This is a genomic window from Flavihumibacter sp. CACIAM 22H1 (assembly GCF_001601815.1).
Lineage (GTDB): Bacteria > Bacteroidota > Bacteroidia > Chitinophagales > Chitinophagaceae > Flavihumibacter.
On sequence record NZ_LUKG01000017.1, the window covers coordinates 1 to 17,051 of the forward strand.

11 protein-coding genes are annotated in these 17,051 nt (G+C 45.2%); 1 reads left to right on the forward strand and 10 read right to left on the reverse strand.

Annotated features, from left to right (window positions below; all coding sequences use genetic code 11):
- The 6 genes from A1D16_RS07000 to A1D16_RS07025 form a co-directional block, all read right to left on the reverse strand.
- The coding region (locus tag A1D16_RS07000) for a VCBS repeat-containing protein (protein ID WP_290708628.1) at positions 1-3,100 on the reverse strand (3,100 nt) is incomplete at its 3' end.
- Positions 3,101-3,178: 78 nt separating this feature from the next.
- Complete coding sequence (locus tag A1D16_RS07005) at positions 3,179-3,673, reverse strand: hypothetical protein (protein ID WP_290708629.1); 495 nt, start codon at positions 3,671-3,673, stop codon at positions 3,179-3,181.
- 18 nt (positions 3,674-3,691) lie between these two features.
- Positions 3,692-5,479, reverse strand: coding sequence for a RagB/SusD family nutrient uptake outer membrane protein (locus A1D16_RS07010; RefSeq protein ID WP_290708631.1), 1,788 nt, complete (start codon positions 5,477-5,479; stop codon positions 3,692-3,694).
- A gap of 20 nt (positions 5,480-5,499) precedes the next feature.
- The gene (locus tag A1D16_RS07015; protein ID WP_290708632.1) at positions 5,500-8,853 is read right to left on the reverse strand and encodes a SusC/RagA family TonB-linked outer membrane protein; all 3,354 of its coding nucleotides are present in this window, start codon (positions 8,851-8,853) and stop codon (positions 5,500-5,502) included.
- Between the two features lie 176 nt (positions 8,854-9,029).
- Positions 9,030-10,226: a FecR domain-containing protein gene (locus tag A1D16_RS07020; RefSeq protein WP_290708633.1), complete on the reverse strand. Its 1,197-nt coding sequence runs from the start codon at positions 10,224-10,226 to the stop codon at positions 9,030-9,032.
- 95 nt (positions 10,227-10,321) lie between these two features.
- Positions 10,322-10,915 carry an RNA polymerase sigma-70 factor gene (locus A1D16_RS07025; RefSeq protein WP_290708634.1) on the reverse strand — a complete coding sequence of 198 codons (594 nt, stop codon included), beginning with the start codon at positions 10,913-10,915 and terminating at the stop codon, positions 10,322-10,324.
- 122 nt (positions 10,916-11,037) lie between these two features.
- On the opposite strand from A1D16_RS07025, the gene A1D16_RS07030 reads away from it, so the two are divergent.
- The gene (locus A1D16_RS07030) at positions 11,038-11,385 is read left to right on the forward strand and encodes a DUF3024 domain-containing protein (RefSeq protein ID WP_290708635.1); all 348 of its coding nucleotides are present in this window, start codon (positions 11,038-11,040) and stop codon (positions 11,383-11,385) included.
- Here A1D16_RS07030 and A1D16_RS07035 read toward each other — a convergent pair.
- The 4 genes from A1D16_RS07035 to A1D16_RS07050 are packed head-to-tail and all read right to left on the reverse strand — an operon-like array spanning position 11,375 to position 17,047.
- Positions 11,375-12,235, reverse strand: coding sequence for an ROK family protein (locus tag A1D16_RS07035; RefSeq protein ID WP_290708636.1), 861 nt, complete (start codon positions 12,233-12,235; stop codon positions 11,375-11,377). The genes A1D16_RS07030 and A1D16_RS07035 overlap by 11 nt on opposite strands.
- A 23-nt stretch (positions 12,236-12,258) precedes the next feature.
- Positions 12,259-14,973: a GH92 family glycosyl hydrolase gene (locus A1D16_RS07040; protein WP_290708637.1), complete on the reverse strand. Its 2,715-nt coding sequence runs from the start codon at positions 14,971-14,973 to the stop codon at positions 12,259-12,261.
- Positions 14,970-15,827, reverse strand: coding sequence for an SMP-30/gluconolactonase/LRE family protein (locus tag A1D16_RS07045; protein ID WP_290708638.1), 858 nt, complete (start codon positions 15,825-15,827; stop codon positions 14,970-14,972). Before A1D16_RS07045 ends, A1D16_RS07040 begins: the two co-directional genes overlap by 4 nt.
- A complete protein-coding gene (locus tag A1D16_RS07050) occupies positions 15,824-17,047 on the reverse strand; it encodes an enolase C-terminal domain-like protein (RefSeq protein ID WP_290708640.1) in 1,224 nt (407 codons plus the stop codon). The genes A1D16_RS07045 and A1D16_RS07050 overlap by 4 nt, the downstream gene beginning before the upstream one ends.
- Between the last annotated feature and the right edge of the window lie 4 nt (positions 17,048-17,051).

The following is a 17,051-nucleotide window of genomic DNA, read 5'->3' on the forward strand; positions in this document are numbered from 1 at the left end:
CGCCTGAAAAATTTCCCCCGGCTATAAGGTCTGGCCGGCCATCCTTATCCAGGTCCACCACACCGAATGAAAACACCGTTGACCACTGTACTTCTTCCGGCAATACGATTTTTTTAAACTGCCTTCCGCTCTGATTCATAAAAATACAGGACGACAATTCATGAATTTCCAGTTTTTTGAGCTTGGTTAGTTGCTCTCCAAAAACCTGCTCAACAGACTGTCCGGCAAAAGAACTATAGTCGGCGTATTTTTTTCGAATCAATGCTGGCAGTCTTCTCTCCAATTCTTCTTTACCAAGGAAACTCCTATACCGACCTTCTTTATACACTGCCAACACCTGCTCATAGCTCTGCGCATGCGCAAGCGGTCCGTGGTAAAGTTTTAAAGGAAATTGCGCCGATGCTTTTAACTTAGTATTGGTACCAAGGTTACCCGCAATTAATTCCGGAAATCCATCTTCGTTCATATCCTGCACCACAATGGTTTTCCAGTAACCTGCCGTGTTTTCCAGGCCACCAAACCGGGTGCTTTTTTCCAACAGGTTATTGTTGAATTCGAAGATGCCGGGCTCCATCCAGTCTCCAACTACTACCAATTCTAGTTGACCATCTTTATCCAGGTCGGCTATTACGGCATCTGTAACCATCCCTATCGAATCAGATACGCCGGCAAAACTCCGCTGGGGCTGAAGGAAATTACCTTTGCCATCATTGATCAACAGATAAGAAGGCGGCGCCTGGCCATAACGACCGGTAATGGCCCGCCCCCCAATGAATAAATCAATATCTCCATCCCTATCCAAATCGCCCGCCGCTACGCAGGATTTATTTATGGCTAACCCGGGTAGGGCAGGATTTATTTCAAAATTTCCTTTGCCGTCGTTCAGGTATAAACGATCGCGTAGGGGAATAGCGCCTTCAAAAAATTCATTTCCGCCGGTAACTGTATACAGATCCAGGTCTTTATCATTATCTGCATCAAAAAAAACAGCATCTACTTCTTCTGCTGCAGCATATGGTTCAAAGCTTTGTTTAGTAAGCGGAAGAAAGCTACCATCGGGTAGTTGCCGGTACATGCAGCCAGCCTGTCCTTTTGCGCCGCCTAGGTATATATCCTCCAGTCCATCTGAGTTAATATCACCTACTGCCATGGCGGGCCCTTCCGTGCTTAATTTCTGTGGAATCAGTTCCTGGTTATTGAAATCCGAAAACTCATCTTCCCGGTGGTTAAAATCAATAGAAGCGGGCTTTTTTTCCGTAAACAGTCTTCTCTTGTTGCTATCTGCTGCCAACAGCTTTTCGGTATTGGTTTTTCCCGTGCCTTTTCTGATCGTTCGTTGTCCATTTTTGAAAGGTCCCGTAAAGGTTTCGGTGGGGCCGCCCGGCCATTGCACAATAATCTGCTCGGTGAGCGAGTCCTTTCCCAAACCAAAATGCAACTGGATGGTAGACGCACTTTGAAACCCCCTTGAACCGGTCAGTTCGCCGTAAAGTTTTTGATGTTGGGTGCTTACTTCTACAGCAGCACCAAAAGCAAACGGGTTCAGGCTATCCCCGATTAAACGCAGTTGTAATGAGTTGTTTCCGGTAACCTGCAGGTTTTCATAAATACCTGCCGGTTCATTTGTATTGTTAACAATGATATCAAGGTCACCGTCTCCATCTAAATCTGCATAACAGGCACCCGTAGAAATGGTTGCTGCAGAAAAGCCGGCTTCTTTCGCAGCTGCAGCAAACCGGTAGCCGTTTATATTTTTAAAAAATGCATTGGGCACTGCACCGGTTGGCATTTTTTCCAACTTATCCCGATCATGCTGGCGCATTTCTTCGGGTTTATGCAGGCTTGCCTGGTGGGCAGCGTATTTCAGAAAGTCGATATTATTGGGCCTTTTTACAATTCCATTTGAAACAAACAGATCACGCCAGCCATCATTATTGAAATCAGCAAGTAGGGGAGACCAGCTCCAATCTGTTGCAGCTACGCCCGCGTATAAGCCAATATCTGCAAATAAATTGCCTTCTCCGATATTCAATTGTAGGGCATTCCTCGAAAACTGTGGATGATACCCCCACTGCCGTTGTTTGTGTTCATAAATCGAAAGGGGATCATCAGCGAGCGATTCTTTTAGAATTTTTTCTTCTCCTGGAAGCATGTCAGCAGTGAAGAGATCTGTCCAGCCATCGTTATTCAGGTCAGCTGCGTCACTGCCCATAGAAAACCGGCTTTCATGTGTAAAAGCGGCCTTATTCGACTCGCGAAATTTCCCGTTTCCAAGATTCAGGTAATAATAATCTTCTTCATGAAAATCGTTGCTGACATAGATATCGGGCCATCCATCACGGTTAAAATCGGCTGTAATTGCGTTTAGGCCGTATCCCAGTGTGCTGCTGAAAATACCCGACTGGGCGGTTACATCAATGAAGCTGGACTTGCCGTTCTGGCGGTCGTTTCTTAATAATTTATCGCCGGAGGCAGCATCTGTCCGGTAGCGCATGGAAGAGTCCTGCATGCTGGCTACTGAATGGATGGAATGATTTACGATAAAACAATCCAGGTCTCCATCCAGGTCATAATCAAAAAAAACAGCTTGTGTGTTAAAACCCTCGATATCCAGTCCATAGCTTTTTGCCTGTTCTGTAAACTGGTTATTTCCCTGATTTATAAATAACTGGTTTCGTCCTTCGAAGTTGAGGTAGTTGCCCACTGCGCTCAAATAGATATCAAGCAATCCATCGTTGTTCAGATCGGCCATGGTGATGCCTGTGTTCCAGTTTCCCGATCCGGTTACGCCGGCTGCTTCGGTAATGTCTTCAAATACGAACCCTCCTTTATTGAGGTATAATTTATTAGGCCCCTGATTCGACACAAAATACAGATCATCGAGCCCGTCGTTGTTTATATCACCTGCGGCAACGCCACCTCCGTTATAGTAGTAGAGATAATCAAAAATATTGGGTTTTGAATAAGGATCGATAGCGTTCACAAAATCTATCCCGGTATAACTAGCTTCCCGCAGCCTAAATAGGGTAGGTGCCGGTTTGGTCTGGCAACCAAAACAGTGCAGTAAGAAGCCGAGATAAATAAGTTGTCTGATTTTCATAAAATAAAAAAGTCGGCTGCAAATGCAGCCGACGGTACCAAACCAACTGCTAATTGGTATATTAAGAAAGCGTCTTGGTTATTTGATCAATTGATTAATCCGAACGGTCCATACTCTTACCGAGCCATCGGCTGCCTTCACCTGATACTTTCTGGGTTGAGAGAAATCACCCGGTATTCCAGGGCGAGGCGCGCCTTCCATGGCCGTCATAGTGGCGGCTGTTGAAATATTGGACATAAACACCAGGTTAGTAAGATTGACCTTATCCCGCTCTGCTGCTGTAAAGCTTCCAGAAGCACCAGGTACCTGCACATCAAAGATGGCAGAATCGGTAGCAGCACCCGGCGTATCTTCCAGGCGTTTAAATTGCTTGGCAGAAACATTCAGGTTAACAATCCGAACCACGGGGCTACCCCCGGAGCTGGCCGTAGGATCTTCAAAACGATACTCCATAAACACATCTGTTATGAAAGCGTCTTTAAATTTCGGCAAATTATCATCCAGTCCTGATTTGAGGCAGGAGCTCATGGATAAAACCAGTATGGCTAAAACAACACTATACAGTCTTTTCATAATTTCTTAGTTTTCTGATTACCAATTGGGGTTCTGTTCTAAACTGCCGTGCCGTACGATCTGGGAATTCTGTATGGGAAGCAGATAGCGACGGGTTTCATCAAAGACCCGAATATCATTCTGATTAAAGTTGATCACTTCTACCCGGTATCCATTCCTGTTGGCATTAATTTCCATAAACGTAGGAGCTTCTTCCAGTTCAGGAATCGTTCCATTTGCTGCAATACCGTGGTTGGCATCGCCGCCGTATTTACCCCATCTCAGCAAACTCCAGTAGTAGTCTTTTTCCTTGAATAACTCAACCCTTCTTTCTCTTTTGTAATCCGTCCATGCATCAGCTGCGCTTACTGCTGTAGAGGCCGGCAGCCCGCCATGAAACTCCCTGGTAATATTGAAGGTTTGAACGGCTTCCGGAATTTTACCCTGGCGCAGCAATGCTTCTGCTTTATTCAGGTACACTCTTCCAAGACGGAAAATAACCCAATGATAATCGGTGTTCACATTAAAGAACGGCCGGGGGGCAATATTACTGTAAATGCCTTTGCGGAAAAACGCATTCGTAATTTGGGTACAGCAGTCGGAGTTCAGTGATCCTTTAATAAGGCGGTGCAGGTTTCCGTTACGATTGGTGGTAACCAGTTCACCATACCAGGCTGTAGAATCATACACGATACTGGCAGCCAAGCGCTTATCGCGATTGTTATAGATAACGCTGTTGATAGATCCTTGCCCTGTAATTACAGCACTATCTGCATAGGTAGAGCTGCGTTTGGTAATATTTGCCTGATACTGCGATGTTTGATCCCATTTTACAGCCTTGGTCGGATCTGCCTGGTCAATGGCCAGGTAATCATCCATCAGGTTTTGGGTAGGAGAATAACGACCCCAGTTTTCAAATACTTTATCCTGTTTGAACAGGGGAGTACCGCCTCTTAGATTTAAGTCATCATTGTTAACGTTCGGAATGGCGCGTTGCATATCCCAGTCGATGCTGGAAACAACGGTATTCGACTTGTCGCGGTAGTAGCCTAAAATAACTTCTGAGGAGAAGCGCTGTTTTTCATTGAAGATACCCTCATAATCTGCCTGCAGTGCATGTTTACCACTACCAATTATGGCATCAGCTGCATCAATTGATTGCTGGTAATACGATGCTTCGCCTGTATAAGCAGCTGCCTGTAAAGCAACTTCCGATTTCAGTGCATAGGCAGCCGCTTTGGAAGCCAGCCCGGAAGGAGCTGTTTCAGGCAAACCGGCAATTGCATCATTGATATCTTTCATCAGGAGCGTATACGTTTCTGCAATGCTGGCTGTTTGCGGAAGAGAGAAGTTTTCTTCTGATTCAGTCAACAAGCGATCAACATACACCACTCTGCCAAACCGGCGGGCTAACCAATAATAGGTCATAGCACGCAAAAATTTACCATGTCCTACCAGTTCGGTTTTTTCCGCTTCGGTTAGATTAGACGTCTGTGCTTTTTCAATGATCAGGTTACAACGGCGGATTCTGGAAAACTGGTTAAAGCCGTAGTCATCATCTCTGGTAATCTGATCGCGCGTAAAGGCGTCTCCGTTACTGGCAATTATATTATTGGTCCTTACTTCATCTTCTACATAATTGGTGTAGAGGTTGAGCACTTCTGCATAAGCACCGTTTACGAATACCATGGCATTGTTCTTGGAACTCCAAACAGCCAGTTCATCAAATTTGTCGAAAGGTCTGGTTTCATCCAGTTTTTTACAGGAAATACCAAGCAGGGCGAGCAGGAAAAAAACCGCGCCTATTTTTATAAATAATTTTTTCATACGTTCAATTTGTTGATTCACTAAAAACCAATATTCACATTGAGAGAATATACCCGCTGAGAGGGGTAATCGTAGTTATTGCTGCTTCCAGTTTCCGGATCAAGTCCATACTTCTTAATTTCAGAGAAGGTCAGCAGGTTGGTGCCGCTCAGTGTTACTCTAAAATCCTGTACAAAGCTGAAGCGGTTAACCAGGAGCTTCTTAAAGTCGTAACCAATTTGCAGGGCCTTTAAACGTACATAACCTGCATTGATAATCCACCAGTCTGAGGTAACAGAGTTATGGTTTCCGTTTACACCGCTTCCAGAAATCAGCCTTGGGAATCTTGCATCTTCATTCCCTGCTTTTCCGGCTTCCCAACGATCTTCGGTCTGGAATGCATACCGGATACTGGTAGAATAATTGCTCTGGAATACATCTCCCAGGTAAATGCTTCTTTTTCCGCTTCCCTGCCACAACATATTCAGGAACCAGCCATTGTATTTCAGGTCGGCAGTAAAACCAAAATTGGTACGGGGGAATGTATTTTTACCAACTCGTCTAAAATCATCCCCATCAATTTTACCATCGCCATTGGCATCTTCATAAATTATATCACCAGGCGCAATATTGGAAGATCTTCTTCTGGGGTTGTTGATAATGTCAGCCGAATTTTGATACAGTCCATTGGTTAGGTAAGCAGTTTGCAGAAAGCCGGGTTGATAATAAGATGTTGTATATGGATTTTTAAGTGTTGCACTATCCTCGAAAGGATTCACTTCCCATAACTGATCAAATTTCACAAAGTTTGCACCCAGATTATACTGCAGTTTCCCTATGCTATTGCTGTATTTTACTGCAAAATCAAAACCAGCTCTACGGAATGCACCATTCGAACGAACGAAAGGCAGTGCTGTTCCGAGTGGATCAGTATACCCTTGTCCGGATGGAGACGCCAGGTAACCCGTGGTACGGATATAGAAATAATCTAACGAACCGCTCAGCCGGTTATTCAATGTGGCAAAATCAAAACCAGTATTAAAGGACTGTTGATCATACCAACTAATATCCGGGCTAGGAATGGTGGGTGGGTTTAAGCTGGGTTGTAACACGCCTCCAACAACGTAGCCACCGCCCTGTGCATAACCAGGAATATAGGCGAAATAACCAATAGAGGGGCTACCATCAGAATTCCGTTGAATTTGCCCCACACTACCATAGGAAATCCGGTACCGTAAATAGTTGAGGATATTTAACTCATTCAGCTTGTCCATGAATCTTTCCTCGCTGATATTCCAACCCAATGCTGCGCCTGGGAAAAATCCTCTTCTTTTTCCCGCAGGAAACAAATCATTTCCGTCATTTCTGAAGCTGGCTTCAACTGTGTATTTGTCCTTAAACTTATAGAAGACCCTTCCCAGCCAGGCGTTTCTCACTTCCTCCCGTGCAGAACCACCATTGGTAGCAGATGCCTGAGGGCCAGCAAACAATTGATCAATATTGAATACATATGCATTTCGTCCGGCATTGAAGTTTTCGCCATAGCCATAAGCTTCCTCATAACCGAGCATACCCGAAACTTCATGCTCACCGAAAGTGCGGTTGTATTCACCGAATCCCTGTAACACATAATTATAGCCGGTGGAGGTGGAATTGCGCAGGTTGGGCGCATTTGCATAATTGGGCACATCAGATCCTACGGCATACTGAGGGGCGGTTGCATTCCATGATCGTCCATAATATTGCGACTGGCGGAAGTTGCCATTTGCGCGAAACGACAATCCTTTTACACCAGGAACCGTCCAATTCAAAATTACATTGGCATTATTATCACGATCTTCATCCTTTATGTAACCGCTTCTCGGATCAGTTTCAACAATGGGGTGATCTCCTTTATTGGCATATTTGGTTCTTGCCAGGTCAGCATACGCCCGTTCCATAGGAGAAGCATTCTGGATATGGCTCCAAATAGCAAAGTATCCACTGCCGTAAGCGCTCTGATTGTCTCGGCGAATTTCAGTAGTTCCGTAGAGAGCCACCGTTGCTTTCAATCCTATTTTTTCAAACTCACTGGTAACACTAAGGCGATAGTTATACCGCTTCATCCAGTTCGTATTAAACTTATACAATGCGCCCTGATTCTGGTATCCCAGGGAAGCATAATACTGCAATTGCTTGGTTCCACCAGTTACGGACAAATTGTGTCGGCTAGTAGGCGCATAATTGTTTAATACTAGTTTCTGCCAGTCATTATTCGGAAAATTAAGTGGATCAGATTGGTCGCGGTATTTCTGAACATCCTCCGGACTGTACCTTCCGGGATTACCTTCGAGCTCATCTACCTGGTTTATCAGGCTTACGAGTTCTATTGAACTGACTTTACGGGGTAAGTAGGTCGGTTGAGAAAGGTCATGGCCAAATGAATAGTTTGCACTCATTTTTCCTTTAGTTCCTCTTTTTGTTGTAACCAGAACAACGCCATTACCTGCAGCAACTCCATAAATCGCAGTTGCCGGACCATCTTTCAGGAAAGAAATGTTTTCAATGTCATTGATATTCAGTGTCTGGAACTGGAATTCAGTGGATATAATATCATCAATTACAAATACTGGTGTTCCTCCACCACGGATGGATACCGCCGGGCGTTTACCAATACCACCGCCGCTTGCTGTAACTATTAAACCAGGTACCCTACCTGCCAATGCTTCACCAACAGATGTAGCACCCAGGTTCTGGATTTTATCTGATTTCATAGTGGTAACTGAGGTGATGTTTTTACCTCGTGTTGAAGTTCCATACCCTACCACTATTACCTCATCCATATCATTAGGCAGTTTTACCATAGTGATATTGAAGGAAGTAAGTTTGCCTACTTTAATCGTTTGCTTTTCATAGCCAACATATGAAATCTCAATAGTAGAATTTTCATCCACTTCCAGGGAAAAATTACCGTTTTCATCGGTAGCTGTACCTTTTGATTTTCCCAGCTGAACAATACTTACACCTGCCAGGGGAGCACCTGCTGCATCGGTAATTTTTCCGGTTACAGGTACGGGTGCCAATTCAAAAGGGTCTTTTTCGGCAGGCAGGTCACTTACTTCACTGGCTGGCCGCAGAATGATGGTTTTATCAACTATTTTAAAGGTAAGTCCCTGCTTTTCAAGTACCATTTCAAGTGTTTCCCGAAGAGGGAGCTTCTCAACATGAATAGAAAAACTGCGGGATTTTTTCAGTAAAGCATCATTGTAAATGAAATTATAGCCGGTTTGTCTGTTTACTTCGGTGAACAGTTTCTCCAGGCTGATCTTTCGTTTCGACAGTGAAATGGATTGCCCGAATCCATTCGCCGAAACCTGTAATGCCGTTGCCAGCAATACAATAGCAGTAGTTCTCATATACAATAGCAGTTTTGGGGGTGCCTTCGGCAGTTGCCGCAACAGGCCGGCTGTAGCTTTAAATTGCATACATTTGTGTTGTTTTGGTTAATAAATAATTCCTCGAACGTGTTATTAAACGCCAAACAAATCCGGCAGGGTCGTGGTACCAACACGCCCTGCTTTTTTTATGGCTTTCAATTTATCCTGCTTATATTTTTTCCCTGAATTTTAAACTGAAGTCCGCTGCTCATTGAAATCAGTTCCAGAATTTTGGAAACCGGCAAATCCCTGCTGATGATCCCTGAAAGCTTCATTTCCGGCAATGATTCTATATCCATTACCACTACATCATACCATTCAGAAATCTGCAGCAAAATTTCCTTCAATTCCATTCCTTTAAAATTGAAGAGATCATTGGTCCAGGCAATTGCCTGCGTAGTGTCCGCCTCCCGAACGATATCAATATCAGTTGCGATTATTGCTTTCTGGCCCGGATAAAGTATGTTATCATCTGCGCCTTTTACAATTTTAATGGAGCCTTCCAGCAGGGTAACCGCTGTACGGTTTTGCTGATCATGTGTATCAACATTAAAATGCGTTCCCAATACCTGGATCACCGCATTCCCGGTTTGAACCCGGAAAGGACGGGTTTTATCTTTTGCTACTTCAAAATAAGCCTCTCCTTCCAATTCCACCATACGTTCCGTAGCAGCAAAATAACTGGGATATTTAAGCCGGCTTCCGGCATTCAGCACAACTTTGGTAGCATCCGATAAATACAGGATTATTTGTTTAGACCCCCTTGGATTAATGAGTTCGTGCTGGCTGCCCACCCCTGTCTGGGAAGCCGATGCACCCTTCGAATAGTCCAGTATTTTCTTGCCGTTCGCTTCCCGAACTTCATAACCTGCCGAAGTTTCCGCACTGCTTTTATATTCCTGCATAGGAAACCGGGAGGCTCCATCGGCTGCCAGTACAGCCAGGCTGCGAACCGGCGCCGCTACATCTTCCAACAACGCCAATTTCTGTTGATTGGCAGAATCAGTAGCCAGCCCTGCCCTGTTTTGATAGATCCACCCAATACCTGCCAACAACACTAGAGAGGCGGCTACCGCCCAGCGCATAAACACCGTTTTAGCCTTTTTTTGTTGCCCTTGTTCATGCGCAGCAACTGCTATCAGAGAAAAAAGACTACCCGCTTTTTCCTCGGCTAATGCCTGTGGAAATAAACGCGTACCTGTATCCGCCTCCCAATGTTTTTCCAAAAAACCCAATATGATATCTTTATACTGATCCTTCGAAAAAAGCTCCACCAAACGATCTTCTTCTTCTACAGAAGTTTGTTTGGCAGCATAGCGCTCCAGCAATTGTATGAGTTCCTGACTTGACATATACTATCTAGGAGACAAGCGAGGAAAAGACAAGGGCTAGTCCGGTTGAAAAAAAAGTTAAACTCTTTAAAAAGAGGCGGGGGGAAGTGTTTTATCTACGTAAAGAGTTCAAGCATCAGCCATAAGAGCAGGCCTGAAACATATGTTTTCATGTAGGCCCGGATGGAAAATAAAGCTGCTTTCATATGATTTTTGACGGTGTTGAGGCTAATGCCCATATTCCTGGCAATTTCTTCCTGTTTTAAACCGTCATTTCTGCTGAGGAGGTACACTTTCCGCTGTTGCGGAGGTAACTGATCAATGGCTTGTTGATAAATGCGGGCATATTCCTTATCTATAACAATATCCTCTGTGGAGCTACTGCTATTGGGCTGAATACTATGAATTTTACGCAGCGTACGTTGTTCTAAGGCATTGCGTTTCAAAAAATTATAGGCGCTGTTTCGTACCAACACGGTTAACCAGGCATCAAAATTTTCTACCGAAGCAAGTTCGGCCCTCTTGATCCAGATTTTTGCAAATAATTCCTGCGCCAGGTCCTCCGACTGCTGGGCCGACCTTGTCAGGAAATAACTATACGAGTAAACTTTTTGAATATTCCGATCATATAATTGGCGGAATGCGCCGAGATCACCCCGGGCAACTAAATTGAGCAGCTCAGTTTCTTCATATTTATATACAGTCGGCATGCAATCCTTGGCAGTTAGTAGTTCGGTGCAAAAAACCAACTACTAAACTAGCTATTCCGATTATGGCAAACTGCTTTGGAATTCTCATAAGTCGATACTAAATTCACTTATACTTTGAATTTATGCCGCTTACGCTGGAAAATACTGTTGATATCATAGAAACCATGGAAAACTACATTGATCGGGTAAGGCCTCCACTAGCTGTACGAAGCCAACTCGACATCGGCTATTCCATTGAAAATCAGAGTGTAGTACTGTTTGAAATCCGCCCGGCATTTCATAATCCGACCAAAATGATAGAATCGCCGTATGCAAAAGCCAATTTTGTAAAAAAAGAGAATCATTGGAAAGTATACTGGATGCGCGGTAACCTTAGCTGGGATCTATACGACCCACAACCTATTGCAAAAACCCTGAAGCAATTCCTGGACCTGGTAGACAGGGATGAACATCATTGCTTTAAAGGGTAGGAGCCCATAAAAAAGCGGCTCCTATAAGTGCTGCTTTTTCTCCCAATACTGCTTTCCGGATATGAAATTCGGGGCCCAGCTTTTCCTGTAGTACCGGAAAAAACAAGGAAGAAGCTTTTGCGATATTTCCTCCTATTACAATGGTTGTTGGAATTTCCGGGACATACCGGCTCCTGATAAGCAGGTCCAGATTTTCTCCGAATTCGTAAAAGCATTCCAGCGCTTCGGTATCTGTTTCGCACAATTCTGCCAATTCTTTTACGCCAGGCAGGCTATACCCTTTTTTCTCTTTGTATCGCTTTAGAAACCAACGGGTTGAAAAGTATTCCTCGGCCAGGTCATCCCGGAAAGGAAAACAATAGAGATCGCCGTCTTCATAATTTCCATTCCGGAATAAGGCAGATCCCAGGCCCGTTCCGAGTGTGATGCCCAATACCTGGCCGGCGCCTTTTCCACTTCCCATTCCCATTTCCCCTCGCAGGTAAGCCGTTGCATCATTGACCATCCGGATCTCTGTTTCTGTGCTACCAAGTTTCTCAGCAAGCAGTGCTTTTACCGGTAATTTATACAGCGCATCATATTTACACAAGTCTTTGATCAGGCTGATCCCTTTTTCATAGTCAAAGGGGCCGGGCATGGCAATACCAATCTTTGCCTGCGCTAAGCCTGCAAGCTTCCAGCAGGCGCGTATGGCCGCAGACCATCCCGCCATAATTTCTGCGGCTGATTCATTCGGGTAAACGGTTTGCCTGACCAGTGTATTTTCAAGCAGGGTACACTCCTCCGGGTTTACCATAGCTACGGTAATATGTGTTCCTCCGATATCTACTCCTGTAATCCAGTTATTCATAGCTGTTTCTTGCGTTCTTTATGTTATTCCATACCTGGGGGCAATGCAGCCGTTCCCCAGGACTTGTTAGGCTGGTTGCCCAGCCAGATTTCGAGCAACCCTCCCTGAGAAAATTTTTCATGGGTAAACCAAAAGGTATTTAATTCCTGGCCATTTAGTTTAGCCGATTGGATATAATCATTTCCAGGTTGGTTGCCATAGGTTCTGATAACAAACTCTTTTCCCGGGTAGTAACGATTATCCAGTTTTATACGCACTTCTTCAAAAATGGGCGAAGTAAGTTCATACACCGGTGTTTGTGCCTGGTTACCTCTTATATCAAATAATCCAATTGCCATCAGGGCACTTACGGCACCCATTTGCCCCTGGTCCTCATCATGACCACCATAACCCAGGTCGGGGGTAATGCCGCCATACGCCTGTTCCTTCACTCTCCGCACCCAATATTGGGTAAGCCAGGGTTTCCCTGCGTAACTAAATACATGGGCATTACTGCAGCCTGGCTGGTTGGCATAACTCACATACCCATCCGTATACCCATATACAAAATCAGCTTCCTTCGACTGCTCAAACGCATAGTTCAGTTTATTACAAAAGCTATCCGTGCCTCCCATGCGTTGTACCAGCTCCGGAATGGCATGCGATAAACCCCAGGTTCCCTGCCATGCATTGGCTTCCACCCAGCCGGCACCACTCAGCAGATCCTTATGCAACCATTCGCCCTTTTTATTTTTTGGTAAAATCAATTTCACCGAATCTTCAAAAAGGGTGGTCCAGGTAGATGAACGTTTAAGAAAATACTGGTAGTCTTTTTTCCTGCCCAAACGGGCGGCCATCTGTGCCGTACCCCAATCCTGAAAAGCAGCTTCAATACTGATTCCAGCATTTCCTGGCCACCAGCCTTTTTTGATATAGAACGCAACATCTTCCCGAGGCCCCAGCATGCCGCCGGGTAACTGATTCCGTTTTATTGTTTCAAATGCATGCAGAGCGGGTGTTTTGGTCAACAATCCCTTCATATAAGTACTTACAATCAAATTTGCGGCAGGGTTTCCGGTCATAATATAGGAATAACCGCCACCAGAAGGCCCTCTTGGCAGGAGGCCGCCATTGTTGGCATACTCCACCAGTGATGCCGAAAACTCATCCAGTAATTCTGGCCATGCCAGTCCCCAAAGAATATTTATGTTCCATTGTGTTAACCAGAAGGCATCCGAACTGTACATATTAAATGCAGGCTTACCAGCTGCATTTTTCGGAATGGATTTGATCTTGAAAACAGCATCGGTAAAGTTTCCTTCCCTTTTACCGGTTGTTCGATCAGGGTAGTCGCCATTTACATCGTTGATTTTCTGCCGGCCCAATAGTACATGCCAGAGATCAGTATAGAATTTGATTTTTTGCTCCTTTGTTCCTCCGCTTACCTGCATCCGCGAAAACCATTCATTCCAGGTTGCCTGGGTTGCAGCCCTTACCTGGTCAAAGTTCCATTCATTGCATTCTGTATCAAGGTTATTACGGGCATTTTCAATGGTAGTATAAGAAAGCCCGATTTTCATTTGCAGCTGTTCGCCTTTTTTCATTTTATAGGCGGCTGCCAAAATCAGGCTATCACCGGCGGCTGTTTTACTATTTTCTTGCAGGGTTTTCCCAGACCAGGCGTTTAGTGTTGTAAAAGGTTTATCAAACCGGATCACAAAAAATACTTTCACGTCTTTCGGACCACCCCAGTACCGGTTAACTGTGCTAACAGAGCCCTGAATTTCGGTATCGCTTATACGTTCAATCCTTGCGTCCTTCATGGTAGTATTTGAAATATGCCCATGCAGGTTGATTATAACTCGTGCATCAGTATCCTTCGTGTATCGGTACCGGTAGTAATTTACCCGTTCGGTGGCAGTCTGCTCTACCCAAACCTGGTGGTCCTGCAACATTACGCGGTGATAACCGGGTTGAACAATTTCATCGTCGTGATTAAACCGCGATTTCCAGCTATGTAATCCCTTTGACAGGTCTACTTTGCTGGTAGCCGGCATTATTTCCACACCAGATTGCATCCAGGCATGCAGTTGTTCAAAACCCAGAATTTCTGTTTCATTGTAGTTATAACCTCCCCCATACTGGTTTTTATTACGGGTCAACGGTGCTGAGCTGGCCAGGCCAAAAGGCGTACTTCCTGTTATAAAAAATATGTATCGACCGCGGTTGGTTTCAATATAGGGGTCTACCCAGGAAACATAATCAATGGCATCCTCGGGGGCAGCAAACACTTCAAATTCGGATAATCCAAGCTCCCTGCCTGTTCCATCATGCGCAATGAATTTTATCCATTCCGTTTTTCTGGCGGGGAAATGAATGGCCTTACCTGTTCCATCCGGCGGAAGCTGATTTACCCACACAACGGATCCGTCGCTGAAAAGTAGTTTGCCCCCGGCAATATTATGCCGCAGTGTAGGCCGGTCATAAAACACTACTTTATTTATTATTCTTGCCTGTTTCCATCGAAGCTCAAACCAGGGCAGGCGGATATAGCCCCAGTCGGTTGTATCACCCGCGCAGGCCCATTCTCCCAAACCATCAACCCCTATAATACCGTCTGTCAGGTGATAGCCGGCGTAGGCAGGTCCGTTACTGGTTGAAACCGTTACTACAGCTTCGGGAGCAATATTTCCCGGCCCGGCAAAAAGCAGCAACGAACTAAGCAGCATACTGCTGAATAGAAAAGCAGATCTTATCATTTGGTGTATTTTTTTTGTCCGGCCAGCCGTAAACCAGCCTGTTCCAATGAAAGTTTCGAAATATGCCACCTTCCCAGGTTGGCAATAAACAGGTCTTTATTATCAATTCCTCCAAAAGCGATGTTGGTGGGATTTGAAATGGTATGTGCCTCCCAATCATGCAGTAATATGGATAAGGCACCTTTTTTGTCAAGGCAATAAATGGTATTGGGTGCATAACAGGAAATCAGCAGATTTCCTTCCTGGTCCAGCGCAATGCCATCCGGGCAGGTTTTCGGCAGGTGCAGCAGCGTGGATCGTTCTCCGGCAGCCCCATTGGGCAACAGCTCAATGGTTTCAACACCCGGCAGCCAGGTACTAACCACATAAAGTTTATCTTCTTTAGCAGCAATGGCCATTCCATTCGCAAATGCAAAGGGCCCGGCATGCCAAACCTCCTGTTTACCCTCTATTGAAAATTTAAAAATGCAGCCGTTCTCCTTCCTGAACTCTCCGCTGTCGGAAACATACAAATTTCCCACGCTATCAAACACCGGGAAGTTGGGGGTCCGAAATAATTGATTTTCTGCTCCCTTGGCCAGGCAGGTAAGGGTTCCGGAAGCGGGCTCATATCGCCATACACATTGGTGTTTAAGGTCACAAACCGCCAGCCAGCCTTCCGGAGAAAAGGCAAGCCCAAGGATAAAACCACCTGTATTTGCCACTTCTTCTACTAGCCCCTCAGAACTGATCCGGTAAATTTGTCCGGCTTCTCCGCCTGCCCAAACGCTTCCGTCCGGATGAACAGCAATGCATTCGGGATGATCGAGGCCATCTGCCCAGATATGTACATGCTCAATTGAATATGTTTTCATATGCGCAATTTTGCCCACCGGTCGTTTGTACCCGTTATGCTATACCAGTTGGGCCTGCCCATATCACGGTCGTAGGAATAACCACCGGTTTCCTGAAAATAGGCCTGGTATTGTCTCAGTTTATCTTCATCGATTTCCACACCAAGCCCGGGCCCTTCCGGCAACTCGATAGCGCCATCGCGGTAAATCATTTTACCGCCTTTAATAATATCATCGGTAAGGTGATGGTAATGAGCATCCGCAGCAAAGGAAAGCGAAGGAAGTGCAGCGCCCAGGTGTAACATGGTTGCCAGCTGAATGCCTAATTCACCAGAGCTGTGAACAGAAATACCGAGGTTCATTTTCTGACAACATACTCCTGCCATCCAGGCCTGCCGAAGGCCACCCCAAAAAGTAGTGTCCAGTAATATAACATCTATGGCCTCTGTACGGAAGCAGGCTGCCAACTGTTCAAAATTTACCACCACCGTATTGGTAGCGGTTGGAATAGCACAGCGTGATTTTAACCTACGCATAGCTTCTAATCCATAGCAGGGATCTTCAAAATAATCATTCGGCAAATGTTCAATTGCTTTTGCAATGCGGATAGCTTCCTCTACCGACCAGATTGCATTTGGATCAATGCGTACCCGATGCCCGGGCAATGCTTCTGCAACCGCACGAAATACCTCCACCTCATGGTCGGGATGAAAAACGCCCGCTTTTAATTTGTGCGATGTAAACCCATGTTCCCTATGCAATTCCAGCGCATGTTGTACCATTTGCTCTACTGTTTCCTCCCCTCCCATCCCCGTGGTTTTATCCGGATGTCGAAAAAATAAATAAGAGGCAAACGGAATGCGGCTCCTGATTGCACCTCCTAATAAATCGCAAGCCCGAACCCCCAGCTTTTTACCCATAATATCCATACAGGCAAATTCAATAGCCGCATGAATTTGCAAGCGGTTATTATAAAGAGAGGCGGTTGGATTGCAAATTTTCCAAAACAATTGTTCCAGTTGCAGGGGATCATGGCCGAGCAGATAAGGTTTCAACCCATGTATGGCAGCTTCAGCAGATTCTCCACCACCGCCCATTTCTCCCAGCCCAATAATTCCTTCATCGGTGTAGACCTGTACAATGGTTCTGATAAATCGGCCCCAATGACAACCATTGGCATGCCGGATAGGCGCTTGCAGCGGAACTGCTACCGTTGTTGCTTTGATATCGGTAATTTTCATTATT

What these genes read in the sequence shown, in the direction of transcription:
- A1D16_RS07035 (WP_290708636.1), bottom strand. Translation starts at nt 12,235, where the DNA reads ATGAATAACTGGATTACAGGAGTAGATATCGGAGGAACACATATTACC.
- A1D16_RS07030 (WP_290708635.1), top strand. Translation starts at nt 11,038, where the DNA reads ATGCCGCTTACGCTGGAAAATACTGTTGATATCATAGAAACCATGGAA.
- A1D16_RS07015 (WP_290708632.1), bottom strand. Translation starts at nt 8,853, where the DNA reads ATGAGAACTACTGCTATTGTATTGCTGGCAACGGCATTACAGGTTTCG.
- A1D16_RS07005 (WP_290708629.1), bottom strand. Translation starts at nt 3,673, where the DNA reads ATGAAAAGACTGTATAGTGTTGTTTTAGCCATACTGGTTTTATCCATG.
- A1D16_RS07050 (WP_290708640.1), bottom strand. Translation starts at nt 17,047, where the DNA reads ATGAAAATTACCGATATCAAAGCAACAACGGTAGCAGTTCCGCTGCAA.
- A1D16_RS07040 (WP_290708637.1), bottom strand. Translation starts at nt 14,973, where the DNA reads ATGATAAGATCTGCTTTTCTATTCAGCAGTATGCTGCTTAGTTCGTTG.
- A1D16_RS07025 (WP_290708634.1), bottom strand. Translation starts at nt 10,915, where the DNA reads ATGCCGACTGTATATAAATATGAAGAAACTGAGCTGCTCAATTTAGTT.
- A1D16_RS07010 (WP_290708631.1), bottom strand. Translation starts at nt 5,479, where the DNA reads ATGAAAAAATTATTTATAAAAATAGGCGCGGTTTTTTTCCTGCTCGCC.
- A1D16_RS07020 (WP_290708633.1), bottom strand. Translation starts at nt 10,226, where the DNA reads ATGTCAAGTCAGGAACTCATACAATTGCTGGAGCGCTATGCTGCCAAA.
- A1D16_RS07045 (WP_290708638.1), bottom strand. Translation starts at nt 15,827, where the DNA reads ATGAAAACATATTCAATTGAGCATGTACATATCTGGGCAGATGGCCTC.